General features: G+C 66.3%; 28 protein-coding genes. 20 read left to right on the top strand and 8 right to left on the bottom strand.

All coding sequences use genetic code 11. From position 1 onward, the window contains the following. Positions 1-26: 26 nt before the first annotated feature. Positions 27-1,052 (top strand): ketopantoate reductase family protein, encoded by a 1,026-nt coding sequence (locus ACX3PH_RS12325; protein WP_459092947.1) that lies wholly within the window; start codon positions 27-29, stop codon positions 1,050-1,052. Between the two features lie 88 nt (positions 1,053-1,140). Here ACX3PH_RS12325 and ACX3PH_RS12320 read toward each other — a convergent pair whose 3' ends face one another. Then, a complete protein-coding gene (locus ACX3PH_RS12320; protein WP_459092945.1) occupies positions 1,141-2,586 on the bottom strand; it encodes an amidohydrolase family protein in 1,446 nt (481 codons plus the stop codon). A gap of 179 nt (positions 2,587-2,765) precedes the next feature. After that, positions 2,766-3,632, bottom strand: a complete 867-nt coding sequence (locus tag ACX3PH_RS12315; RefSeq protein WP_459092943.1) for a LysR substrate-binding domain-containing protein — start codon at positions 3,630-3,632, stop codon at positions 2,766-2,768. Between the two features lie 80 nt (positions 3,633-3,712). Between ACX3PH_RS12315 and ACX3PH_RS12310 the strand changes: the two genes are divergently transcribed. From ACX3PH_RS12310 to ACX3PH_RS12290, 5 genes are all read left to right on the top strand, one after another. Further along, positions 3,713-5,047 carry an MFS transporter gene (locus tag ACX3PH_RS12310; protein ID WP_459092941.1) on the top strand — a complete coding sequence of 445 codons (1,335 nt, stop codon included), beginning with the start codon at positions 3,713-3,715 and terminating at the stop codon, positions 5,045-5,047. Between the two features lie 79 nt (positions 5,048-5,126). Further along, positions 5,127-6,023 (top strand): ABC transporter ATP-binding protein, encoded by an 897-nt coding sequence (locus tag ACX3PH_RS12305; protein WP_459092939.1) that lies wholly within the window; start codon positions 5,127-5,129, stop codon positions 6,021-6,023. Next, the gene (locus ACX3PH_RS12300) at positions 6,020-6,862 is read left to right on the top strand and encodes an ABC transporter permease (RefSeq protein WP_459092937.1); all 843 of its coding nucleotides are present in this window, start codon (positions 6,020-6,022) and stop codon (positions 6,860-6,862) included. The genes ACX3PH_RS12305 and ACX3PH_RS12300 overlap by 4 nt, the downstream gene beginning before the upstream one ends. After that, the gene (locus ACX3PH_RS12295) at positions 6,863-7,984 is read left to right on the top strand and encodes a sensor histidine kinase (RefSeq protein ID WP_459092935.1); all 1,122 of its coding nucleotides are present in this window, start codon (positions 6,863-6,865) and stop codon (positions 7,982-7,984) included. Then, positions 7,981-8,598: a response regulator gene (locus ACX3PH_RS12290; RefSeq protein WP_459092933.1), complete on the top strand. Its 618-nt coding sequence runs from the start codon at positions 7,981-7,983 to the stop codon at positions 8,596-8,598. The genes ACX3PH_RS12295 and ACX3PH_RS12290 overlap by 4 nt, the downstream gene beginning before the upstream one ends. Before the next feature lie 163 nt (positions 8,599-8,761). Here the strand turns inward: ACX3PH_RS12290 and ACX3PH_RS12285 are convergent, their stop codons facing one another. From ACX3PH_RS12285 to ACX3PH_RS12275, 3 genes are read right to left on the bottom strand one after another with little or no spacing between them, the layout of a single operon-like run. Continuing rightward, positions 8,762-9,853 (bottom strand): UDP-N-acetylmuramate dehydrogenase, encoded by a 1,092-nt coding sequence (locus ACX3PH_RS12285; RefSeq protein ID WP_459092931.1) that lies wholly within the window; start codon positions 9,851-9,853, stop codon positions 8,762-8,764. After that, positions 9,850-10,236, bottom strand: a complete 387-nt coding sequence (locus ACX3PH_RS12280; RefSeq protein ID WP_459093188.1) for a MaoC/PaaZ C-terminal domain-containing protein — start codon at positions 10,234-10,236, stop codon at positions 9,850-9,852. Before ACX3PH_RS12280 ends, ACX3PH_RS12285 begins: the two co-directional genes overlap by 4 nt. 41 nt (positions 10,237-10,277) lie before the next feature. Beyond that, complete coding sequence (locus ACX3PH_RS12275) at positions 10,278-10,727, bottom strand: FAS1-like dehydratase domain-containing protein (protein WP_459092929.1); 450 nt, start codon at positions 10,725-10,727, stop codon at positions 10,278-10,280. 678 nt (positions 10,728-11,405) lie between these two features. Between ACX3PH_RS12275 and tdh the strand changes: the two genes are divergently transcribed. Genes tdh through ACX3PH_RS12250 form a run of 5 tightly spaced genes read left to right on the top strand, consistent with a single transcriptional unit; the run spans position 11,406 to position 16,461 of the window. Then, positions 11,406-12,431, top strand: coding sequence for an L-threonine 3-dehydrogenase (gene tdh / locus ACX3PH_RS12270; RefSeq protein ID WP_459092925.1), 1,026 nt, complete (start codon positions 11,406-11,408; stop codon positions 12,429-12,431). Positions 12,432-12,441: 10 nt separating this feature from the next. Next, positions 12,442-13,644, top strand: coding sequence for a glycine C-acetyltransferase (locus ACX3PH_RS12265; protein WP_459092923.1), 1,203 nt, complete (start codon positions 12,442-12,444; stop codon positions 13,642-13,644). A 25-nt stretch (positions 13,645-13,669) separates the two neighbouring features. Continuing rightward, entirely contained in the window at positions 13,670-14,629 is a 960-nt protein-coding gene (locus tag ACX3PH_RS12260) for a pyridoxal-phosphate dependent enzyme (RefSeq protein WP_459092921.1), read from the top strand. Continuing rightward, the gene (locus ACX3PH_RS12255) at positions 14,626-15,420 is read left to right on the top strand and encodes an aspartate dehydrogenase domain-containing protein (RefSeq protein ID WP_459092919.1); all 795 of its coding nucleotides are present in this window, start codon (positions 14,626-14,628) and stop codon (positions 15,418-15,420) included. The genes ACX3PH_RS12260 and ACX3PH_RS12255 overlap by 4 nt, the downstream gene beginning before the upstream one ends. A gap of 45 nt (positions 15,421-15,465) precedes the next feature. Further along, positions 15,466-16,461, top strand: a complete 996-nt coding sequence (locus ACX3PH_RS12250; RefSeq protein ID WP_459092917.1) for a YeiH family protein — start codon at positions 15,466-15,468, stop codon at positions 16,459-16,461. 6 nt (positions 16,462-16,467) lie between these two features. On the opposite strand, the gene ACX3PH_RS12245 is transcribed toward ACX3PH_RS12250, so the two are convergent. Further along, entirely contained in the window at positions 16,468-16,914 is a 447-nt protein-coding gene (locus ACX3PH_RS12245) for an SRPBCC family protein (protein ID WP_459092915.1), read from the bottom strand. Positions 16,915-17,165: 251 nt separating this feature from the next. On the opposite strand from ACX3PH_RS12245, the gene ACX3PH_RS12240 reads away from it, so the two are divergent. After that, entirely contained in the window at positions 17,166-17,528 is a 363-nt protein-coding gene (locus ACX3PH_RS12240) for a M23 family metallopeptidase (protein ID WP_459092913.1), read from the top strand. 8 nt (positions 17,529-17,536) lie between these two features. On the opposite strand, the gene ACX3PH_RS12235 is transcribed toward ACX3PH_RS12240, so the two are convergent. After that, entirely contained in the window at positions 17,537-17,719 is a 183-nt protein-coding gene (locus ACX3PH_RS12235; RefSeq protein WP_459092911.1) for a hypothetical protein, read from the bottom strand. Between the two features lie 50 nt (positions 17,720-17,769). Continuing rightward, complete coding sequence (locus ACX3PH_RS12230; protein WP_459092909.1) at positions 17,770-18,087, bottom strand: hypothetical protein; 318 nt, start codon at positions 18,085-18,087, stop codon at positions 17,770-17,772. Positions 18,088-18,203: 116 nt separating this feature from the next. On the opposite strand from ACX3PH_RS12230, the gene ACX3PH_RS12225 reads away from it, so the two are divergent. From ACX3PH_RS12225 to ACX3PH_RS12190, 8 genes are all read left to right on the top strand, one after another. Then, positions 18,204-18,602 carry a hypothetical protein gene (locus ACX3PH_RS12225; protein ID WP_459092907.1) on the top strand — a complete coding sequence of 133 codons (399 nt, stop codon included), beginning with the start codon at positions 18,204-18,206 and terminating at the stop codon, positions 18,600-18,602. A 110-nt stretch (positions 18,603-18,712) separates the two neighbouring features. Next, positions 18,713-18,862 (top strand): hypothetical protein, encoded by a 150-nt coding sequence (locus tag ACX3PH_RS12220; protein WP_459092905.1) that lies wholly within the window; start codon positions 18,713-18,715, stop codon positions 18,860-18,862. A 38-nt stretch (positions 18,863-18,900) separates the two neighbouring features. Beyond that, positions 18,901-19,290: an ArsR/SmtB family transcription factor gene (locus ACX3PH_RS12215; protein WP_459092903.1), complete on the top strand. Its 390-nt coding sequence runs from the start codon at positions 18,901-18,903 to the stop codon at positions 19,288-19,290. 23 nt (positions 19,291-19,313) lie between these two features. Next, complete coding sequence (locus tag ACX3PH_RS12210; protein ID WP_459092901.1) at positions 19,314-19,988, top strand: SRPBCC domain-containing protein; 675 nt, start codon at positions 19,314-19,316, stop codon at positions 19,986-19,988. A 68-nt stretch (positions 19,989-20,056) separates the two neighbouring features. Further along, the gene (locus ACX3PH_RS12205) at positions 20,057-20,269 is read left to right on the top strand and encodes a hypothetical protein (protein WP_459092899.1); all 213 of its coding nucleotides are present in this window, start codon (positions 20,057-20,059) and stop codon (positions 20,267-20,269) included. A 15-nt stretch (positions 20,270-20,284) separates the two neighbouring features. After that, positions 20,285-20,893: a hypothetical protein gene (locus ACX3PH_RS12200; RefSeq protein ID WP_459092897.1), complete on the top strand. Its 609-nt coding sequence runs from the start codon at positions 20,285-20,287 to the stop codon at positions 20,891-20,893. A gap of 145 nt (positions 20,894-21,038) precedes the next feature. Then, positions 21,039-21,518, top strand: a complete 480-nt coding sequence (locus ACX3PH_RS12195; RefSeq protein WP_459092895.1) for a hypothetical protein — start codon at positions 21,039-21,041, stop codon at positions 21,516-21,518. Positions 21,519-21,601: 83 nt separating this feature from the next. Beyond that, positions 21,602-22,480, top strand: coding sequence for a replication initiator (locus tag ACX3PH_RS12190; RefSeq protein WP_459092893.1), 879 nt, complete (start codon positions 21,602-21,604; stop codon positions 22,478-22,480). Positions 22,481-22,511: the final 31 nt, after the last annotated feature.

Below are 22,511 nucleotides of genomic sequence, written 5' to 3'. Positions count from 1 at the left end.
TCTTCGCCTCGCACAAAGGAGTCGCCATGGTAGACCCACGAATCGCAGTGCTCGGCGCCGGCGCCAACGGCGCGTCCATCGGCGCAGACCTCACCGCTGCGGGCGCCGATGTCGTGCTGATCGAGCAATGGCCGGCCCACGTCGAGCGGATGCGCGCAGACGGCCTGCACATCATCTCACCCGAGGGAACGCTGACCGTGAACCCGCGCACGATGCACCTCTGCGAGGTCGCCACCCTGCGCGAGCGGTTCGACGTGGTGCTCATGCTGATGAAGGCCTACGACTCGCGGTGGGCGGCTCAGCTCATCGCGCCGCACCTGGCGGAGGACGGTTTGATCGCGGGCGTGCAGAACGGAATGACCACCGGCATCATCGCCGAAGTGGTCGGTGCCCATCGGACCATGGGGACCGTCATCGAGGTGTCGTCCACCATGAGCGAGCCGGCAGTCGTGCACCGGCACACCGGGGTCGCCAAGTCGTGGTTCGCCGTCGGCGCCCTGGAGAACGGCCCCCGCGGACGCGAGAACGAGGTCGCATCCTTGCTGCGCCATTCCGGCACGGTGGAAGTGGTCGACACCATCGAGGCGACCAAGTGGATGAAGCTGGTGAGCAATTGCACCCTGCTCGTACCCTCGGCCATCCTCGGCCTTCCCATGCTGGATGCGCTTCACACGCCCGGTATGCGCGAGGTCATGCTGCAGGCCGGGCAGGAGGCTCTCGCGGTCGGCCTGGCCAGCGGGCATCCGGTGCTGCCGATCTTCGGCCTCACGCCAGAGGAGGTCATCGACACCGACCGGGTCGTTGAGATCATGCTCGACAAGCTGTTTGCCGGGTTCGTGGTTCCGGGTGCCACCACCACGGTGCTTCAGGATTGGGACAAGTCGCGCAAGAGCGAAGCGGACGACCTGAACGGCCATGTCGTCGCTGAAGGCGCTCGACTCGGAGTGAGCACCCCGATGAATTCGGCTGTGCTCGAACTCGCCCACCGCATCGAACGCGGTGACCTCGCTCCCCACCCGGACAACATCGCACTGATGACCACTGGGGCCTGAGCATCCGTCGAGGTGAGAGAAGCTGCCCCACCATGCCGGCCGGCGGATGGGGCCACTACTCTCAGCTCAAAGTCACCTGATTCTTCGCTCAGTGCACCGGAGGCGTCGCGGTGTCGCGACGGTACTGGTAGGGATTGGTGAGGATCTCGACTTCAGGAATCTCCGGGTTCATGCCGGTCTTCCAGGTCTCATCGCCGAGGTTGGACCGCAGGTACTCCACGGTGTTCTCCAGCTTGCTGCGCACGCCCGGGAGGTCACCGGCGACCAGCTTGCCGTTGTACTTCACCAGTTCTCCGCCCACCAGCACGGTGTGAACGTCACCGCGACTGGCCTGGTAGACCACGTGGCCGTAGGGGTTGATGATCGGCGTCATGGTCGGCGAGTCGTCGTTCTTGATCAGCACGACGTCTCCGAGCTTGCCTGCCTCGAGGCTGCCGATCTGGTCGAACTTGCCCAGCGCCTTGGCCCCACCGCGGGTCGCCCAGTCGACGACCTCTTCCACCCGCAGTGTCGCGTGGGTGACGGTGTCGCCCTTCTCGTGGGCCTTCATGTGCTCGAACGAGCGGTCCGCACCAATGGTCGCGCGCATGGCCGCGAACATGTCGGCGCTCTGCCAGACGCTGGTGTCCATGGACAGCGACGCCTGGATGCCGTGCTTGCGAACGGCGTGGGCCGGCGGGTAGCCCTGGCCGCAGGTCTGCTCGCTCTCCGTCGCCAGGGAAACCGAGCCACCGGTGGCTGCGATCATCTGGTAGGACTCATCGCTGAGCGTGGCCGCGTGGACGTAGACATAGCCCGGCTGCATCGCCTTGTTCTCGTACATCAGGCGGATGCCATTGTCGTTGGTCGCTCCCCACACTCCAGCGTGGGTGGTCACGCTGATGCCGAGCTCGCGCGCGAACTCGAAGGCGGGAGCCTCCGGGAAGCTCGGGTCGCCGGGAACGTCGAAGGCGAGCTGGGCGCCGAACAGGGCTGAGTCGTCCCTGGCCCGCTCGATCACCTTGCGAACGGCCGGGTCCTGCGACCACTCCCATGGGGCGCCGGCCAGGTTGCCGTATGCCAGCACGAAGCGGCCAGGGGATGTCGCGAGCGCCTCGTAGGCGGCCTCGCCGTGGTCGGGGGTTCGCAGGCCGTGGGACCAGTCGACGCTGGTGGTTACCCCCGATTCGACGGCGTCGAGCGCGGAGATCGCGTTGCCGGCCGCCACATCCTCTGGACGGAATTTCATTCCGTGCTCGAGGTAGTACCAGACGAAGTACTGGGTCAGCGTCCAGTCGGCGCCGTAGGCGCGCATGGCCGACTGCCACATGTGCCGGTGCGTGTCGACCATGCCCGGCATGAGGATGCCGTTCTTCGCGTCGATCTCGAAGGTTCCTTCTGGAGCGTTGATCGACACACCGACTTCGGCGATCTTTCCGTCGATGACCAGGACGTCGCCCTTCGGGAGGACGGTGTGGGCATCATCCATCGTCAGGACGATTCCGTTGCGGAACACGATGGGTTGCCCCACCTGAGGGGCCAGAGTGGTCGTCATTTGCGCTCATCTTCCTTCATCAGCCTCCGGCGCGCTCCATCGCGCACCGTCGCCGGCCAGGGAAGCGAGCACCCGTAGCGAGTCGTGACTTTCCAGACCAGTCAGCTTGATTGTGATTTAAGCATTACTGCACACAGATGTCCAGTGTTGCTTTTGTTTCATCCGAGCAATCAAGTGGCCTAAGCGTCGAGCGGTGTCAGCTTCTTCACCGGCCGGCCCATGATGGCGGATGCGAGTGCCTCCACCGGTTCACGAGCAGCGGTTGGGTTGTCCACGAGCGCGAAATCGACATCGCCGAGCGGCGGGAGCCCGAACGCCGACGGAATCTGCACCAGGTCTGACGGGATCAGCGACTGAGGGAACACGGCGACGCCGATCCCGGCACGGACCGCGGCGAGCACCCCGTTCACCTCCCTCACATTGCAGGTGATCCGCCAGGTGTGTCCGACCTCCTCGAGCGCCCGGATCGCGACGGTGCGACTGAGGCTCGGCGCCTGGTACACGATGAGCGGCAGTGGGGCATCCGGATCCAGTTGCACGCTCTTGTGGCTCACCCAGACCATGCGGTCGCGGCGCACCAGCCGCCCGAGCTGGTCGCCGGACTCCTGCTTGATGAACACCAGGTCGAGCTGACCGGCGGCCAGGCGTCGCAGGAGCGCGCCGCTCTGGTTCACGGTGAGCTCGAGGTTGATCTGAGGATACAGTTGGCGGAAATCGCGCAGCACCTGAGGCAACTGGGTGAGGGCCAGGTCGTCGGCCGAACCGAACCGGAGCCGGCCGCGCATGGCGGATCCGGTGAAGTAGCTGGCGGCGTCGTCATGGGCGGCGAGGATCGTGCGGGCGAAGCCGAGCAGCGCGTCGCCGTTGTCGGTCAGCCGAACGTCGCGGGTGTCTCGCGTGACCAGGTGCCGTGCGGCGACCGTCTCCAACTTGCGGATGTGCTGACTGACGGTGGGCTGGCTCAAACCGAGCTGCTGGGCGGCTCGCGTGAAGCTCAACGTCTCGGCGACCGTGACGAATGTCTTGAGCAGCACCGGGTCGAACATCCGCCTCCATAGGCAACCGTAATGGAACTTATAGGCTCGATAATAGCAATCAATGACCGCCGGCACCCTAGCCTGAATCAGTGGCTACCGAATTTTTCCTCGACGACGCCGCGACAGCGCCCATCCCGGTGCACATGCAGAAGCCCCGATGGCGCGACACCTTCAGTTCGCTCCGGGTGCACAACTACCGTCTCTACGTCATCTCCCAATTCATCTCGAACACTTCCGCCTGGGCGATGCGCATCGCCATCGACTGGCTGGTCTTCGAACTCACCGACAGCATCACCGCCGTCGGCATCACCGTTGCCCTGCAGTTCGGTCCCATGCTCCTGCTCGGCCCGCTCGGCGGCGTCATCACCGACCGGTACCCGAAACGCAGGCTGCTGGTCGGAACGCAGTCGGTCACCGCCGTGCTCTGTGCGGCGCTCGCCGTGCTCACCCTGACCGGCGTCGTGCAGGTGTGGCACGTCTACCTGACCGCGTTGCTGCTCGGATGCGTCGCCGTCGTCGAGTCACCGGCACGAGCCGTCTTCGTCAACGAGATGGTCGGACATGAGCGGCTCGGCAACGCCATCAGCATCAACGCCGCGATCTTCCACCTCGGCGGGCTGCTCGGCCCCGCGGTGAGCGGCGTTCTCATCGCGCTGATCGGTGCCGGCTGGGCAATCGGCGCCAACGCGGTCGCGGCCAGCATCGTGATGGTGACGCTTCTGAGCATGCGGGCAGCCGAGTTGCTCCCATCGCTGGTCGCCCAGCGCTCCAAAGGGCAGATCCGTGAAGGCCTGCGCTACGTGCGCTCCAAGCCGACCATCTTCTGGCCCATCGTCATGCTCGCGTTCGTCGCCACCTTCGGCATGAACCTTCCGGTGCTGCTGGTGTCATTCGCCGACCACGTGTTCGACACCGGCGCCGCGGGTTATGGTCTCTACAGTTCGGCCGCAGCATTCGGTGCCCTGGCCGGGGCGCTGGTCTCGACCAGGCGCAGCCGGTACCGGCTTCGCTCCATCATGCTGGCTGCCGGAATCTTCGGGTTGGCGCTCATCGCATCCGGCCTCTCACCTGTGGCGTTCGTCTTCATGGCCTGCCTCGCCGCCGTCGGCTTCTGCCGCCTGCAATTCGCGATGACGGCGGAGTCCATCGTGCAGATGTCGTCGAACCGCATCATCCGCGGCCGGGTGATGGCCGTTTACGCGATGGTGGTGCTCGGCGGCCAGGCGATCGGCGGGCCGATGATGGGCTGGATCGCCGAGGAGTGGGGAGTGCGCACCGCGATGAGCATCTCCGGTGCCGTGCCTGCGATCGCGGCAATCGTCATCGCGGTGCTGCTGGCCCGCAGCGGACGGCTTTCACTGCGCTTCCGGATGCGCTGGTGGGCTCTCCCGGTCACCATCGAGTCGAGCCGGCAAGCCATCTAAGGCATCCACCGATCGGGGGATGCCGGATTCAGCCGGTACACGGCTACCGGTGACGGCGCCCGAACGGGAACCTTGGTACATGACGTCAACTGACCCCGCCGTGAGCGTTCGCGACCTGCGCAAGAATTACGGCCACTTCACCGCCCTCGATTCAGTGAGCTTCGAGATCCACTACGGCGAGACCTTCGCGCTGCTCGGCCCGAATGGCGCAGGCAAGTCGACCACCATCGAGATTCTTGAGGGTTACCGCAACCGCACCTCCGGTGACGCTCGGGTCTTGGGCCACGACCCGCAGAAGAACAGCCTCGACTGGAAGGCTCGGCTCGGGATCGTGCTGCAGAGCACCGGCGAGTCCGCCCATGTGACAGTGCGCGAACAACTTTCCCACTTCGCCGGCCTCTACCCGAACCCCCGCGGTGTCGATGAGGTGATTGCCGCCGTCGGCCTGGAGGACAAGCAGAAGACACTCATCCGCAAGCTCTCCGGCGGGCAGCGCCGCCGAGTCGACGTCGCGCTCGGGATCATCGGACGGCCGGAGCTGCTGTTCCTGGACGAGCCGACCACCGGGTTCGACCCGGAAGCGCGCCACCAGTTCTGGGACCTCATCCGGCAGTTGAAGGCAGAGGGCACCACCATCCTGCTGACAACCCACTACCTCGATGAGGCGGCGCAGCTCGGCGACCGCGCCGGGATCATCGCCGGCGGACGGCTGGTCGAGGTGGGCCGCATCGACGAAATCGGCGGGGCGGATGCGCGAGTGCCGATCGTGCACTGGGTCGAGGGCGGCGAGCGCCGGTCACAGCGCACACCAGAGCCGGGTGCGTTGGTGGCCACGCTGATTCGCGACGGAGAGCCGGAAGGCCTGGAAGTCATCCGCCCCAGCCTGGAAGACGTGTACCTGCAGCTCGTCTCCCAACATTCGACGACCGCCGATATTGCACCACACCACACCGCAGAACAGGAAGTGACAGCATGAGCACCGCATCCGTCGGTCTCGACAACCCGGTAACGCGAACCCTGCGCCTCGGCTTCTCCCGAATCGGCTACGAGGTGCGTGCGTACTTCCGCCAGGGCGACGCCGTCTTCTTCACCTTCCTGTTCCCGGTGATGATGCTGGCCATCTTCTCGGTCGCGTTCAGCGAGACCAGCTTCGGAACGGATGCGGACGGCAACACCGTGAGCGCCGCCGCCTTCTACCTGCCCGCCATGCTCGCCGCCGGAGTACTGCTCAGCGGGCTGCAGAACATGTCGCTGGATATCGCGGTCGAGAAGAGTGACGGAACCCTGAAGCGGCTGGCCGGCACACCGCTGCCGGTGGTCAGCTACTTCGTCGGCAAGATCGGCCAGGTCTTCGTGACCGGCGTTCTGCAGGCCGCCCTCATCATCGGGGTTGCCGCCCTCGCCTTCGGTGTAGCCCTTCCCCCCTCCCCTGAGCGCTGGTTCACCTTCGCCTGGGTGTTCGTGCTGGGGGTGGCGACATCCGCTGTGCTCGGAATCGCGCTCAGCGGCTTGCCCCGCAGCGGTAAGAGCGCGAGTGCCGTGATCATGCCGATCACGCTCGTGCTGCAGTTCATTTCCGGCGTCTACCTGCCGTTCACCCAGCTGCCGGAGTGGTTGCAGAACGTGGCCAGCGTGTTCCCTCTGAAGTGGATGGCCCAGGGCATGCGCGGAGCCTTCCTGCCTGACACGTTCGAGGCAGTGGAACAGGGCGGCAGCTGGGACCTCGCCGGGGTGGCCTTGTTCACTGCGGTCTGGCTCATCGTCGGGCTGGTCGTCTGCCGCTACACCTTCCGCTGGATCCGCAAAGATAGCTAGATGACGTTCAACCGTTGGTGGCACGCGGCCGCGCTGTTTCTCTCAGTGGTACTGGCCGGCGTGCTACTGATGTCAGAGCTGGCGCCGTGGCGGCTGGCGCTCGGGCTCGGGGCGCTTGCTGCCTTCCTTCTCGCGTGGGCAGTGCTGACCCCGGCGGCCGAGGACGGCAACCGCCCAGCAGTCGCCCTGACCGTGATCGCGATCATCACGGCAGGTGTCGGCACCGCCGCACAACCCAGCTTCGCTACCATCCAGTGCCTCGCGTTCCCGCTGGTCTGGGTGTTGGCGGCCGACGTGCGCCGGGCGCTGGTGGCCAACGTGTCGCTGGCGCTGTCGGTCGGTGTCGGCTTTCTCTTCAGCCGCGGCACCGGGCCGACCGACCTGGTCGAAACCGCCCTGACCGTCCTGGTTTCGCTGCTGATCAGCCTCGCCCTGGGGTTCTGGATCACCAGCATCGTCGACCACAGTCTGGAACGGCAGGCCCTCGTCGATGAGCTTCGGGCGGCCCAGGAGCAGCTTGCTGCCGTCAGTCGCGACGCCGGCGCGACCTCCGAGCGGGAGCGGTTGGCCCGCGAGATCCACGACACCATCGCGCAGGACCTCACCGGCATGGTGATGCTCGCCCAGCGTGCCCGCCAGGAGACGGATGCCACGGCGCGGGCGACCCAGCTGACCCAACTTGAGGAGACGGCCAGGGAGGCGTTGACCGAAACCCGCGCTCTGGTTGCCGACGGCGCACCGGCCTCGCTCGACGCCGGACTCGTCGCGGCGCTCGAACGGCTCACCGCGCGGTTCGCCCAGGAAACCGGCATCGCAGTCAGCCTGACCACCGGCGACGACGGTCTCGACCGAGCGATGGAGGTCGTGGTGCTGCGCTGCACGCAGGAGTCGCTGTCGAACGTGCGCAAGCATTCCGGTGCTACCACTGCCACCGTGACCCTTGACGGCGGGACCTTGACCATCAGCGACAACGGCCACGGCTTCGACCCCGATGCACCCCCAACCGGCTACGGGCTCAGCGGGATGCGCGACCGGCTCGCCCTGGTCGGTGGCAGTCTCGCCGTGATGAGCGGAGCATCCGGAACCACGCTGACGATCGGCCTGGCGCGGGTGACCGCATGATCCGGGTACTGGTCGCCGACGACCACCCGATCGTGCGCGGCGGCATCGTCGCGTTGCTGGAGGCGGCAGCGGATGTCGTGGTCGTCGGGCAGGCCAGCACCGGTGTCGAGGCGGTCGCCCTCGCCCTCGAACTCTCGCCCGACGTCGTGCTGATGGACCTGCGGATGCCCGGCCTCGACGGCGACCAGGCGACGGCACAGATTCTCGGGGAGCGACCGCAGGTCAAGGTCATCATCCTCACCACCTATGAGAGCGACGACAGCATCCTCAGCGCGATCGAGGCCGGGGCCAGCGGCTACCTGCTGAAGGCGGCGCCCGAGGAGGAGATCCTGGCGGGCATCCGCTCGGTGGCGCGTGGTGAGGTGGCCCTGGCGCCGTCCATTGCCGCCCTCCTGGTCAAACGGGTCGCGGCACCGCCGACGCCGACGCTGACCCCGCGCGAGACCGAGGTGCTGACGCTGGTCGCGCAGGGGCTTAGCAACCCGGGCATCGCAACCCGGTTGTTCGTCGGTGAGGCGACCGTGAAAACCCACCTGCTGCACGTGTTCGAGAAGCTCGGCGTCAACGACCGCACCCGGGCGGTCACCCGGGCGATGGAGCTGGGGTTGCTGTGACGCGCGCCACCGTGACGCGGGCTGATCGACGGAACGCGCACGGATCGGAGGTACGCGCTCCCCGGCGCGCATGGATCGGAGCAACGCGCGCGCATATGCGGCAGCTCCGCTCAGATCCATGCGCGCGGGGAGTGTGGAGGGGTGCGGGCGGAGTTGCTGCTTCCTAAAGCTGCACGCCGACCAGCACCGGTTCCGGCTGCAGCAATACGCCGAACCGGTTGAACACCATGCTCTGCACATAGCGCGCCAGCTCGGCAACCTGCTCGGCGGTTGCCCCGCCGGTGTTGACCAGCGCCAGGGTGTGCTTGCTCGAGACGGCGGCGCGCGAACCGGGCAGGGAGAACCCGCGACGGATTCCCGACTGCTCGATCAGCCACGCGGCGCTCAACTTCACCTGCCTCTCACCGGCAGCCCGCGGCTGCAAGGAGTGAGCATCGAAGGAGTCCAGCGGGATCACCGCCGGAGCCGGCTCCGCCTCCAGCGGCCAGCGCGGAGCATCCGCCGGCAACTCACTGGCGAAGCGTGCGCCGACGATCGGGTTGGTGAAGAACGAACCGGAGCTGACGGAGTCAGGGTCGTCCGGCGACAGCACCATCCCCTTCGACGCGCGGAGGCGCAACACCGCATCGCGCACCTGGGCGGTCGGCACGCGGTCACCCAGCTGCACACCGAGGGCGGATGCGAGCTGAGAGTAGGCGATCGGCTCGCTGAGTTCGCCCTGCGCGAGGTCGAGTTCGACGGCGAGCACCAACCCGTGACGGCCCTGCTTGATTGCCGAGGTGCGGTAGCCGAGCTTCAATTCCTGCGCAGGAACCCGCGACACCTCCCCGGTCAGGTAGTCGAGGAAGTCGATGGCGACCAGGCTGTCGGAGAGTTCCTGCCCGTAGGCGCCGATGTTCTGGATCGGTGCAGCGCCAACCGACCCCGGGATGCCGGAGAGTGCCTCCAGCCCGACCAGGCCGCGTTCGATGGTGGTGGCCACGAAGGCATCCCAGGGCTCACCGGCCTGGGTGCGGAGACGCGTCTTCGTTGCCGGCGCTTCTTCGATCCCCTTCGTCACAACCCGGATGACCGTGCCGTCAAACCCGTCGTCCGCGACGACCAGGTTGGATCCGCCGCCGAGAATCAGCCACGGCTCGCCGCTCCCCCACGCCTCGAGCGTCGCATCGACCAGCCGGCCGGCATCCGCGGGCTCGACAAGCCGCAGCGCAGGACCGCCGACGCGCATGGTGGTCAGCTCGGACAGTGCCGTCACAGGGTGACTCTCACCTGCGCCTTGCCCAGCACGGTCTTCTCATCGAAGGTCACCGTGAGGTCGATGCGCGCGACGCCGTCCTCGACGGCGCCGACCATGGCGACCACGTCGATGACTGCGCCATCCGCTGCATCCACCGGAACCGGCCGGGTGAAGCGCACCTGGTAGTCGATGATGCGGCCGGGGTCTCCCGCCCAGTCGACGACCGGCTGCACGGCGACGCCCATGGTCAGCATGCCGTGGGCCAGAATTCCGGGCAGCCCGACGGACTGCGCGACATCATCGCGGTAGTGGATCGGGTTGAAGTCACCGGATGCCCCGGCGTACTTCACCAGGTTGTCGCGGGTGAACAGGTAGCTGGTGGCGGCGATCGTGTCTCCGATGTGCGCACCTTCGGAGAGCTCGGAGGGGGTCGGGGGCGTGTTCACGAGTCTTCCCCCCTCACGACGAGGGTGGACACCGCGGTCACGACGTGGGCTCCGGATGCGTCGGTAATGTTCGACTCGGCCGTCACCATCGAGTTGCCACCGAGCGTTTTCACGTTGGTCACGGTGAGGGTCGCGGTCAACTCGTCGCCGGCCACCACCGGGCGGGTGTAGGTGAAGCGCTGGTCGCCGTGAACGACGCGCGAGAAGTCGATGCCGGCATCCGGTTCGTTCAGGAGCTGGGCGAGCGTCGCCTCCTGCACCACGACCGGGAAGGTCGGCGGGGCGACCACGTCGGAGTAGCCGGCCGCCTGCGCGGCCTCGACGTCGTGGTTGATCGGGCTGGTGGCGAAGACGGCCCGCGAGAACTCGCGCACCTTCTCGCGTCCGACCAGGTAGGGGGCAGTGGGAGGGAAGACGCGTCCCTGCAGTTCGGCGTTCACAGTCACGGCTCAATCCTATGGGCGCGCGTCTCGCGCTCCCCAAAGCCTGCCACGAGCACACTGCTGCGCGCCGTGTCGATAGTGCCCGTTCCGGCGGATTGTGCCTGTTGCGCGGGGCACTATCCGCCGGAAAGGTAACTATTGCGAGAGGCCCGTTCGCTCGGGGCGCCCGCGGAACGCAAGAACCCCGGGGACCGATGTGGTCTCCGGGGTTCGAGGGCGAACCTTGTGTGCGTTTACTGCCTTACTGGCAGCTGTCGCACTGCAGAAGGTCCATCGGGTCGACGGGAACTGCGTAACCGCCAACAGAGTCGTTGTCGTTGTCCATGTTGACCTCCTCAAGTCTCAATAAATCCGGTGTGCGGCGCCATTTGGTTACTCCGGCGCTGCGTGGTTACCCACTATATAACGCGAATCACACGATTGTCATTCCCCATATGTAGTGTTTTCGGCGTGTCGCGCGGATTTTCTTCAAGCGTAGACGGAACCACTGACATTCCGGGACTCGATCCGCCCGCGCGGCCAACAATGACGCCCTTTCTCGTCGATGACGCCGCACCGAACAGGCGCATCGAAGAGAAAGGGCGTCATCGTCGCCGCCCGAACCGCTCGCCGCAGGCTCGCCGGAATAGTGGTTCGATAGTGTTCGGGCGCCCGACGAGGGGCGCCGAGAGGAAATCAACGATGAAAGCTCTCTACAAATCGGCTGCGGGGCCGGGTCTCACCATGACCGAGCTCCCGGAGCCGACACCCGGGCCAGGTGACGTGAAGATCCGCGTCCTCCGTACCGGGATCTGCGGCACCGACCTGCACATCGAAAGCTGGGACGACTGGGCGGCCGGTGCGGTCAACGCGCCCCTGATCCCGGGTCACGAGTTCTCCGGGCACGTGGTCGAGATCGGCGAGAACGTGACTTCGGTCGCGGTTGGCGCGTTCGTCTCCGGCGAGGGCCACATCGTTTGCGGGCACTGCCGCAACTGCCGGGCCGGGCGCCGACACCTGTGCAAGTTCACCTCCAGCGTAGGAGTGAACCGCGATGGGGCGTTCGCCGAGTACGTCGTCATTCCGCAGGGCAATGTGTGGCAGCATCCGGACACCATCGACCCCGACCTGGCCGCCATCTTCGACCCGCTGGGCAACGCCGTGCACACCACCCTCTCGTTCCCGATGGTGGGCGAGGATGTGCTCATCACCGGGGCCGGGCCGATCGGCCTGATGGCCGCGAAAGTGGCCAGGCACATCGGTGCCCGCTTCGTCGTCATCACCGACGTCAATGAGGAGCGGCTGTCCCTCGCCCGGCGCATGGGCGTGGATATCGCCGTCAACGTCGCGAAGGAGCGCGTCGCATCCGCCCAGCGCACCCTCGGCATGACGGAAGGATTCGACATCGGCCTGGAGATGAGCGGCCATGCGACGGCCCTCCCGGAGATGCTCGAGAACATGACCCACGGTGGCCGCATCGCCATGCTCGGCCTGCCGAGCGCGCCCATCTCGATCGACTGGGCGAAGGTGGTCAGCCACATGATCACCATCAAGGGCATCTACGGCCGCGAGATGTTCGAGACCTGGTACGCGATGAATGCGATGGTCCAGACCGGGCTGGACGTGGCGGATGTCATCACCGACCGGCTCCCGGCCGATCGCTGGGAAGAAGCGTTCGCTATCGCCCGCGGAGGCAACGGCGGCAAAGTCGTCATCGACTGGTCATAAGGAGAAGCACATGTACGGAACGGTTCGCGAGCAGCTCACCCAGACTCTCGACGAGATTCGGGAGGCCGGCCTCTACAAGTCGGAGCGCCAGCTGGAGACCGCGCAGTCCTCCCACGTGGAGGCCGGCGGGAAACCGGTGCTGAACTTCTGCGCCAACAACTACCTGGGGCTGGCCAACCACCCGCGCTTGATCGCGGCGGCGAAGTCCGCGCTCGACGAGTGGGGTTTCGGCATGGCGAGCGTGCGCTTCATCTGCGGCACCCAGACCCAGCACGTCGAGCTGGAGGACCGCATCTCCGGCCTGCTCGGCACCGAGGCGACCATCCTGTTCCCGTCCTGCTTCGACGCGAATGGTGGCGTCTTCGAGGTGCTGCTGGGCGCTGAGGATGCCGTCATCTCGGACGAACTCAACCACGCGTCGATCATCGACGGCGTGCGGTTGTCGAAGGCGCAGCGTTACCGCTACAAGAACCGGGACATGGCCGATCTGGAGACCCAGCTGAAGGCGGCCGCGGATGCCCGGCGCAGGCTGATCGTCACCGACGGCGTCTTCTCGATGGACGGCTACCTGGCCCCGCTGGATGAGATCTGCGACCTCGCTGAGAAGTACGACGCCATGGTGATGGTGGACGACTCGCACGCGGTCGGCTTCGTTGGCCCCACCGGCGCTGGCACGCCGGAGCTGTTCGGCGTCACCGACCGGGTCGACGTGGTCTCCGGCACCCTCGGAAAGGCGCTCGGCGGGGCATCCGGCGGCTACATCAGCGGTCACCGGGAGATCGTCGAACTGCTGCGCCAGCGCGCCAGGCCCTACCTGTTCTCCAACGCGGTCGCGCCATCTGTCGTCGCCGGGTCGATCGAGGCACTCAACCTGGTCGCCGAAGGAGCCGAGCTGCGGACGAAGTTGGCTGAGAACGCCGAACTGTTCCGCAAGCGGATGGCCGCGGCCGGGTTCACGCTGCTGCCGGGTGAGCACCCGATCATCCCGGTCATGTTCGCCGACGAGCACGAGGCGGTCGCGATGGCGGATGCCCTGCTCGAGGAGGGCGTCTACGTGATCGCGTTCTCCTACCCGGTGGTGCCGCTCGGCAAGGCGCGCATCCGCGTGCAGCTGTCTGCCGCGCACTCCACGGCCGACATTATCGCCTGCACGGATGCGTTCGTCGCGGCCCGCGAGGCGGTGGCGGCCGGCGCGCTGTCCGACGGCCCGTAGCGCGCGGCAACCGTAGGCTGGAGCCATGCTGACTCTTGATTCCGTTCGCGACGCCGCCCGGCAGCTGGAGGGGGTCGCCCACCGCACCCCGGTGCTCACTTCGCGCACCCTCGACGAGCTGTGCGGAGCATCCGTTTTCCTGAAGGCCGAGAACTTCCAGCGGGTGGGCGCGTTCAAGTTCCGTGGGGCGTACAACGCGATCTCTCGGCTGAGCGAAGAGCAACTGAAGCGTGGCGTGACCGCTTGGTCGTCGGGCAATCACGCGCAGGCCGTCTCGCTGGCCGCCGCGATGATGGGCGGCACCGCGACGATCATCATGCCGTCGGACGCCCCGGAGTCGAAGATCGCCGCCACCCGCGGCTACGGCGCAGCGGTCGAGTTCTACGACCGCTTCACCGGCGACCGCGAGGCGCTCGGCCGTGACCTCGCCGAGAAGCACGGGATGACCATCATTCCGCCGTACGAGCATTACGCCGTGATGGCCGGCCAGGGCACGGCGGCCCTCGAACTGCTCGATGAGGTGGGCGAACTCGACGAGCTGCGGGTGCCGATCGGCGGCGGCGGCCTCATGGCGGGCAGCGCCACGGCGGCGAAGGGCCTGCACCCGGGCATCCGGATGATCGGGGTCGAGCCGGAGGCCGGAGACGACACCAAACGCTCGCTCGAGGCGGGCAAGCGCGTACAGATCGAGGTGCCGAACACCATCGCGGATGGGCAGGGCGCTGAGATCCCGGGAGAGCTCACGTTCGAGGTCAACCGCCGACTGGTCGACGGCGTCGACCTGGTCACCGACGACCAGCTGCGCGAGGCGCTGGCGTTCGCGTTCGACCGGCTGAAGATCGTGCTGGAGCCCTCCGGGGCGACCGGGCTGGCATCGCTCATGTTCGGGACGCGGCCGGCAGCGGATGCTCGGATCGGCGTCATCCTGTCGGGCGGCAATGTCGGCCTGAAGCGGTTCCGCGAGTTGACGGCGGCACTCGGATGACCCTGCGCGTCTCCCTCCTGGGATATGGGGCGATCGGGCAACCGGTCGCGGATGCGCTCAGTGCTGGCGAGGTTGCCGGCGTCGAGCTGGCCGGCGTCATCACGCGCACGCCCGGGCGGGCCGCCGCCCGCGGGCATCGCGAGCTGAGCTTCGACGAAGCACTCGAACTGAGCGACCTGGTCGTGGAGTGCGCTGGAATCGCGGCGGCGACCGAGCACGGCCCGCGGGTGATCGCATCCGGTACCGACCTGTTCATCGTGTCGGTCGGCGTGCTCGCCGACCCCGCAGTGCGCCGAGCACTTCTGCACGATGGCCCAGGACGCAGCTATCTCACCGCCGGAGCGATCGGGGGTCTCGACCTTCTTGCTGCGGTGTCCGCTCGGGGCGGGCTGGCATCCGCCACCCTGACCACGACGAAGACGGCGACGAGCCTGATCCAGCCCTGGATGAACCCGGCGACGGTGGCCCGGCTGAACGAGGGAACGGATGCCGCCACCGTCTTCGAGGGGACGGTTGCCGAGGCCATCGAGCGGTTCCCATCCTCGCTGAACGTCGCCGTCGCGCTGGCGGCCGCCACCGGGCTGTGGAAGCAGACGCGGGTGCGGCTGGTGGCCGATCCGCGGGCGACCATGACCACCCATCGCATCGAGGCGGCGGGCAGTGCGGGCGAGTACGAGTTCACCATTCGCAACCACCCGCTGGAGTCGAACCCTCGAACGAGCGGTGCCGTGCCGGCAGCGGTGCTGCACGGATTGCGGACGCTGACGCGGCCGTCGGGCACCATCCTGTGATCAGCGCTGCCCTATTCGGCGCTGCCCTGTGATCGGCACCTCCCGGTGACACGTATATCGACGTGGCTTCCCGGTGTCGTCGCGGCCGTCGTCGCCGCTCTCGTCTCCTGGGGCATTCACGCGCTCGTCCCCGCAATCCCGCTGCTGACGGCGGCGGTCGTGCTCGGGATCGCCGTCGCGCAGGTTCCGCAGCTGCGCGCTGTTCTCGAAGGCGCGTGGGCGCCCGGCCTCTCCGTCGCAGCAAAGCGCTTCATGCGGCTCGGCATCGTGCTGCTCGGGTTGAAGCTCAGCGTCGTGGACATCGCTGCGCTCGGCTGGCTGACGATCGCATCCGTGGTCGCCATCGTGCTGGTCACCTTCGGCGGCACCTGGTGGATGGGGCGGATGCTCCACCTCCCCGACCATCAGCCGCTGCTGATCGCCACCGGTTTCGCCATCTGCGGCGCATCCGCCATCGGAGCGATGAGTGGCGTGGTGAAGGCGAAGGACCGGGAGACGGCGACCCCGGTCGCGCTGGTGACGCTGTGCGGGACGCTCGCCATCGCGGTATTGCCGGCATTGTGGCATCCGCTCGGACTGTCGGCGCAGGGCTTCGGGCACTGGGTGGGTGCGAGCGTGCACGATGTCGGGCAGGTGGTGGCGACCGCGCAGATCGCGGGGACCACCGCGCTGGCGGTCGCCGTCGTGATCAAGCTCACCCGGGTGCTGATGCTGGCGCCGATGGTGTCGGTCGCGGCGGTGGTGGTGCGACGGCGGGCGGGGGCGGATGCTCGGCTGTCGAAGCGCCCACCTATCCTGCCGCTGTTCGTCGCCGGATTCCTGGCCGCCGTGATCATCCGTACGCTGGTCGACGTGCCGGAGCCGGTGCTGGCATCCGCCGACGTGGTGCAGACGGCGTTGCTCGCGATGGCGCTGTTCGGGCTCGGAACCGCCGTGCGGCTGCGCGAGTTGGTGCAGACCGGCTGGCGTGCGCTGATCGTGGGGCTGCTGTCGTGGTTGCTCATCGCCGTGCTGGCGCTCGGAGCCGTCGCGATCAGCTGAGCGGGGTCACGCGCTCTCGCACACCCGCTTCAGGTCGAGCAGGTCTTTGTGCATTTCCTTCTTGGCGGCGCCGACAAAGAGCGCGCCGATGATTCCGGTCAGACGGGCGCCGAAGGTGAGGGGCACCCCTTCGAACGTCAGGTCGACGCGGGTGCCGCTCCCCTCCGGGGTGAATGTGTACTCGCTGCGATAGTGGTTGCCGCGCGACTCCGCCTCAACCGCGTACGAAACATCCTTCTCGTATGCCACAACCCACATCTCCTCGGTCGCCTCCTGCCCGAACATCTTGCGGGTCTCCCGCCATCTGGTGTCCAGGTTCAACTGGGCTGGTCCCGCCAGCACTTCGAGCTTCGTGATGCCGCCAATGTTGGCCGGGGCATTGTCGAGGTCGCAGAAGATGTTGAACACCCGCGCTCGGTCGGCGTTGATGCTGATGGTGTTCTGGATTTTCATACCTTCTCCTGGATAAGTTCTGGTGAGACTGTGCCCACCGTAGCGGCAACGGAGGATGCCGAGGCGATCGCAGACCCGATCGTCTTAGGCTGGCTCGATGACTGCGAACAACTCCGACAAAGTTGTCCTCTCGCTGCCGTTCACCGGTCTCTGGCTGGCCAGGAACAGTCCGGAGCGGCACCGTCGTTGAGGCTCACGACGGAGAGCCCGATCACGCGGGCAGGCGGTCGCAACTGGCGTTGGTGCCGTACATGCTCGGACAGGGCGGGCGGATACGCGAGGGGGTCAGTGCGATCGCCGGCAACTACGTCACCATCGCGATCGACAGCGGCTTCGTGACGTTGGTGCACCTGAAGGCGGGTTCGCTCAGGGTCACCGTCGGCGATGCGGTGACGACCGGGGAGGCGATCGCGGAGTGCGGCAACTCTGGCAATTCGACTCAACCCCACGTGCACCTTCAGGTTGCCGACAGTCGGGACCTATCCGTCGCGCAGAGCGTGCCGATGGAGTTCCGGGACTTCCGCGAGCGGCGAGCCGGGGCAATGGTCTTCGCGAACCGCACGACCGGCATCCCGGGTGAGGGATCGCTGGTTACTCCGATCGCGGTCCGCTGAAAGCGGCGCTACCCGGACGACTCCGCGTCCGTACCGTGGACCCCATCCGTTGGACCCCAGTCGGGGAGCGCATCGTTCTGCTCGACTTCCGGTTCCTGCTCGGGCTGGCTGCTGACCTGATCCATGGGAGCTTCCCCCGCAGTACCGTCTTCCGGTGTCCGATCTTCTGCTTCGTGTTCTGGATTTTTCATCCCGCCACCGTAGGCATGCACCGCTCGAAACGACAGGGGCGGCGAGTTCATCAGCCGAAGATTATCGACCACGCTTCGACGGAGTATTCGAACGCGCTGGGTACCGCCAGTCCGGACCCGCGAGCCCCCACCAGGTAGATCATCCACGGGAGCAGGAACAGGAGGAGCACATTGAAACCGAGCATGACGCCGTTCAGGCCGAGCGACACGATGGTCGTGCGCTCGACCGCGCCGCGCCGTCGGGAGCGGGCCCAGTCCACGAGGGCCAGCACCAGTCCGATCAGTGGCGAAAGCGCGGCAAAGATGAGCGACACGATCGTGAGGGTGCGCGTGCCACGTTGGGTGTTCGGGGCAGACAGGTCGGACATGGTGCTCCCTTGATGTGCGCGGTTGGGGTTTGGGAGGAATCCTCTCACGTGCCGGGTGCGCCGGCGCCATGGGGATCCACAAGTGGAGCGTCGGTGGACTCCGGCATACTGTTCCCGTGCCGACCCTGGATGACGTGAGCCGTGTTGCTGCCCAGCTACCGGGGAGCGAAGAGCGCACGATGACCGGCGGTCTCGCCTGGTTCGTGCGCAACAAGCTGTACGCCTGGGAGTGCTACCCGTGGCCGAGCGAGAGCCCCGCCCTTCGTGAGCTCATCGCCGCCGAGCCGGTGGTCGGCGTCAAGGTGGCCGATTCGGATGAGCAGCGGGCGTTCCTGCAGGGCTGGCCGGATGCCTTCCGGGCATCCGAAGTCTCCTGGGGTGGGCCCAAGGTGCTGTTCCGGCTCGGGAAGATCGACCCGGACCTGCTCGCCGAAGTCGTGACCGAGGCGTGGCGGAGCCAGGCGCCGAAGTACCTGCGCAGGGAGTTCGACGACCGGTTCGAAAGCAGCAGCTGAGCCGACTTCGCCGGGCCCCGCAGCGCGTATTGCAGGCGGATGCTCGGCACGGTCGCGAGCGGAAGCGCCAGCGACGAGGCCACCCAGTCTGGCCGCGTGCCGCCCAGCAGGTGGCTGCACGCACCCTTCCCACCGCCTGGGAAGGCGTGCGCATCCGGGCCGCCGGGCTCGCCCAGGACCGCCTCCTCATCGGTGCGGCCGAGATCGCCTTCGGCGAGGTGCTTCGCGACCCGCTAGTGTACGCGCCACGTGATCAATAAGACTTGACTTATATAAGCCATGATGCAAGTATGGGCCCATGCACGCACTCGATGTTCTCGGCGATCCGGTCCGCCGGCGCATCCTCGAGCTGCTCGCTGACGGCGAGGAGTCCGCGGGAGACCTCGGCAAAGTAATTCAGCGTGAGTTCGGCATTTCCCAACCTGCGGTCTCGCAGCACCTGAGGGTGCTCCGCAACTCCGGATTCGCCACGGTTCGTTCTCAGGGCACCCGGCGGATATACGCGGTCGACCCCGCTCCACTTGCCCAAGCGGATGCGTGGTTCGACACGTTCCGCGGTTTCTGGCAGCCCAAACTCGACGCGCTGGGTACCGAACTCGCGCGCGAGCGCCTCGCGCAGAAGAAGGCCAGCACGTCGCCGCGCTCGACCGCTTCCACCGACGACGAACCCGACCCCCTTTCAACCTGACCAAACCAAGAAGGAGCACCGACATGGTGAATGTGAATGCCCAGATCGACGCCGTCGAGCGTGGCCTCGAGACCAAGAACGTCGACGGCGTGAGCTCGTACGTGCAGACGCTGAGCCAGACCTACCCGTCCCCCATCGAAGATGTGTGGGACGCAATGACCTCGGTCGAGCGCGTCCCGCGCTGGTTCCTGCCGATAACCGGCGACCTGCGCTTGGGCGGTACATACCAGCTTGAGGGGAACGCGGGCGGCGAGATCCGCAGCTGCGTCCCGCCCAGCGGTGGCTCGGCCGCATACTCGATCACCTGGGGCATGGGCCAGGGCGAGCCGGCTATGGTGCACATCCGGCTGACGGCGGTGGATGCGACATCCACCCGCGTGGAGCTTGAGAACGTCGCGGCCGTCGACAGCCTGCCCGACGGCATGTGGGAGCAGTTCGGACCATCCGCAACTGGGATGGGCTGGGACTCCGGACTACTGGGCCTCGCGCAGTACTACTCCGGTGGAGAGGATGGCGTCACGCCAGAGATGGCAGCGGAGTGGGTTGCCAGCCCAGAGGGCAAGGCGTTCATGCGTGCCTCGGCGGATGCCTGGGCCGCCGTCCATGAGCGTGCCGGAGCCGACCCCGCAGTCGCGAAGGCTGCGGCGGACACCACCTACGGCATGTACACCGGCGAGATCGCACCGCCTGAGATGTAGCCACGCAGCGGCGCCAGTTCAGCAGGACACCGCTAGCGAATGTCTGCCGATTCCAATAGTGTCCGGGCATGAAGACTTCTCAGAAACTGACAGCCGGCATCGGCACGGTGATCCTCGCGGTGGCAGCCACGCTCAGCGTGGGAGCGATTGCGAACCCGGCAGCGCAGGAGCCGAAGTCGGAGTTCACGAACATCCTGTACCCGTTGGACGGAACCGGCGCTGTCTACCTCGGGCCCCCAGAGCAGGTCACGACAGAACCCAAGCCGACTCCATCTCGATGATCCCTATGTTCGGTCTTGGTGTTCATAGGAAGCGGTGACGAATTGCTTGATGCACAAGCCTCGGCGGCGTGGAACCAGACGGTAATCAGAGGACTCGGCGCCGTGATCTTCACCGCAGCGTGGGCTGCAATTCTCTATGCCCAATTCATGGTGAGCGCCCACCCGGCAATGTATGCCGGCGACTGTTCCTTTTCGTTCACCACCACAGCCACGGCGGAGAACGCCAACATGGCGGCGGCAGCAATCGTCATGGCTGGCATCAGTGGGTATCTACTGTGCAACCCGCGAACGACCTGGGGCAAGAGCGCGTGGATCAGTTCGCTCGTGGTGTGCTCCGTCTTCACTGTCCTGGTCGCGCTGTGGTCCTTCCTTTGGGTTCTAATATTGCTCGACCGGCCAGACGCATGGGAGGGCGCGCGGTCTGGCGCACTTACCGGAATCACCCAGGCCCTGACGGTTGTTCCGGGACTGGCCGCAGTCAGCACCCTCGTCGTCTGTTGGGTGCTGCGTCATTCGAATATCAGTCGTGTGGCGGCCACTTTGATCGCCAGCCTTTTGCCAGCCCTGTGGTACGCACTGGCCGTCGGGATATTCGTAGTCGCCGCCGCGATGTTCTGCGCATAGCGGCGCGGACGGCAACTCTAGCGTGCGGCTTTCCTGCCGAACGGCCCGCTTTTCTGGATGGAGAGCGTCACGGCTTATGTGAAAAATGCTTGTAATATCCGCCTCGCGGGTTGAGAATGCAACTCAAAGAGGGAGATGGAATTTCATGAATTCCCTAACGAAGCTTGCCTCTGTCGGGGTGCTTTGTCTGGCGTTGGCCGGAGGATATGCTGCCGCTGCGGGAACCGAATTGCCCACGAACATGTCGGGGCCCTCCGATCAGCAGCTAACTGAGATGTCGGACGGCGAGATCACGTCGGATGAATACCGAGCCGCATTCGAGCGCTTTCGGTCCTGCCTCGCAGACGGAGGCTACGAGGTCCTCATGCAGGGTGAGCACAACGCCACAGTGGACTATTCAATCCCGAGCGCTGCAGTCGATAGCGGCGTAGATGCCGAATGCTACGACCGGGAATTCCAACAGGTCGACACGACGTGGCAGGTCGCGCGCGAAGACACTTCGAGATCCGCGCAGCATATTCGCGACTGCCTGGAAGCCAATGGCATCGCCCCAGATGAAACACTTACAAGAATGGTCAAGCAAGTCCGCGAAGCGGGTATCAGTACGGCTTCGTGCAGCCGGTAACGGTCGGGCAAACGGTAGCTGAGGCGGGATTCGAACCCGCGACCTCACGATTATGAGACGTGTACCCGTTGTAGCCGCTCGCTATGCAAGCCGACACTACTACCCCCGAGTCTGGTGCAGCAGAGGTAATCGCGCGCGGTTGTGTGCGCCCCATCAAGACGTCTACGGGCATCTGGGTGCGCTGTGGTTCGCGCATCAAGAGTCGTTGCGAGTCCTGCGCTGAACTGTATCGGGGTGACTGGGCGGCAATTGCCCGGTCTGGGATCTTTGACGGCCCGGTAGAGAACTATCGGTTCTACCTGCTGACCCTGACAGCACCCTCGTTCGGAGCCGTGCACCGGGTTCCCCGCGCTGCTGGCAAAAGCGTGCCGGTGTGCGGGTGCGGAGTACAGCACTCCGCGAATGATGCCGGGCTACGCGGGGTGCCGCTGGTTCCCTCGAGCTATGACTACGCCGGCCAGGTGGCGTGGAACCGTGACGCGGGCCTGTTGTGGGATCGCACGCGGCGCCGGCTGCGGGATCGGTGGGTCTCGACGGAGTACTTCATCGTGCGGGAGTGGCAAGACCGTGGAGTGCTCCATGTGCACGTCTTGGTGCGTATGGAACGGGCAGAGGCTCCCGCGGCTGAGCTGCTGCGCGACGCTGCGCGCTCAGCTGTCGCCTTCTCGAGGATTGACGGGGCGTTGGTGGAGTGGGGAGCCCAAGCGCGCTGCGATGCGTTCCGCGCTGACGGGGACGGCGCAAAGACGATTTGGTATCTCTCTAAGGCGTTGAACTACGTGATGAAAGACGTGGTTCACCAGGGCGAAACCGTGCACCCTCGCGTCTGGTCGCACCTGCTGACGCTTGAGCGTGCAGCACGGGCAATCCGGTGCGCGCCGGACTGTGACCCAGTGTCCTGTCTGGGGCGAGTGCATGACCGGTATGGCGCACGCTCGCAGGTCGTGAGTGCTGTGCTGTGACGGGACATCGTTGACTGTTGTGGTCAGGACA

This window comes from Homoserinimonas sp. A520 (assembly GCF_054489245.1).
The sequence above is the reverse complement of the archived record's forward strand: the minus strand, read 5'-3'. Positions and strand labels throughout refer to the sequence as shown.

Coding starts and splice junctions, on each gene's coding strand:
- ACX3PH_RS12190 (WP_459092893.1), top strand. CDS start 21,602: ATGCAAGCCGACACTACTACCCCCGAGTCTGGTGCAGCAGAGGTAATC.
- ACX3PH_RS12325 (WP_459092947.1), top strand. CDS start 27: ATGGTAGACCCACGAATCGCAGTGCTCGGCGCCGGCGCCAACGGCGCG.
- ACX3PH_RS12320 (WP_459092945.1), bottom strand. CDS start 2,586: ATGACGACCACTCTGGCCCCTCAGGTGGGGCAACCCATCGTGTTCCGC.
- ACX3PH_RS12240 (WP_459092913.1), top strand. CDS start 17,166: ATGCTCGGACAGGGCGGGCGGATACGCGAGGGGGTCAGTGCGATCGCC.
- ACX3PH_RS12195 (WP_459092895.1), top strand. CDS start 21,039: ATGAATTCCCTAACGAAGCTTGCCTCTGTCGGGGTGCTTTGTCTGGCG.
- ACX3PH_RS12295 (WP_459092935.1), top strand. CDS start 6,863: ATGACGTTCAACCGTTGGTGGCACGCGGCCGCGCTGTTTCTCTCAGTG.
- ACX3PH_RS12205 (WP_459092899.1), top strand. CDS start 20,057: ATGAAGACTTCTCAGAAACTGACAGCCGGCATCGGCACGGTGATCCTC.
- tdh (WP_459092925.1), top strand. CDS start 11,406: ATGAAAGCTCTCTACAAATCGGCTGCGGGGCCGGGTCTCACCATGACC.
- ACX3PH_RS12265 (WP_459092923.1), top strand. CDS start 12,442: ATGTACGGAACGGTTCGCGAGCAGCTCACCCAGACTCTCGACGAGATT.
- ACX3PH_RS12290 (WP_459092933.1), top strand. CDS start 7,981: ATGATCCGGGTACTGGTCGCCGACGACCACCCGATCGTGCGCGGCGGC.
- ACX3PH_RS12230 (WP_459092909.1), bottom strand. CDS start 18,087: ATGTCCGACCTGTCTGCCCCGAACACCCAACGTGGCACGCGCACCCTC.
- ACX3PH_RS12255 (WP_459092919.1), top strand. CDS start 14,626: ATGACCCTGCGCGTCTCCCTCCTGGGATATGGGGCGATCGGGCAACCG.
- ACX3PH_RS12245 (WP_459092915.1), bottom strand. CDS start 16,914: ATGAAAATCCAGAACACCATCAGCATCAACGCCGACCGAGCGCGGGTG.
- ACX3PH_RS12300 (WP_459092937.1), top strand. CDS start 6,020: ATGAGCACCGCATCCGTCGGTCTCGACAACCCGGTAACGCGAACCCTG.
- ACX3PH_RS12315 (WP_459092943.1), bottom strand. CDS start 3,632: ATGTTCGACCCGGTGCTGCTCAAGACATTCGTCACGGTCGCCGAGACG.
- ACX3PH_RS12215 (WP_459092903.1), top strand. CDS start 18,901: ATGCACGCACTCGATGTTCTCGGCGATCCGGTCCGCCGGCGCATCCTC.
- ACX3PH_RS12210 (WP_459092901.1), top strand. CDS start 19,314: ATGGTGAATGTGAATGCCCAGATCGACGCCGTCGAGCGTGGCCTCGAG.
- ACX3PH_RS12260 (WP_459092921.1), top strand. CDS start 13,670: ATGCTGACTCTTGATTCCGTTCGCGACGCCGCCCGGCAGCTGGAGGGG.
- ACX3PH_RS12305 (WP_459092939.1), top strand. CDS start 5,127: ATGACGTCAACTGACCCCGCCGTGAGCGTTCGCGACCTGCGCAAGAAT.
- ACX3PH_RS12235 (WP_459092911.1), bottom strand. CDS start 17,719: ATGAAAAATCCAGAACACGAAGCAGAAGATCGGACACCGGAAGACGGT.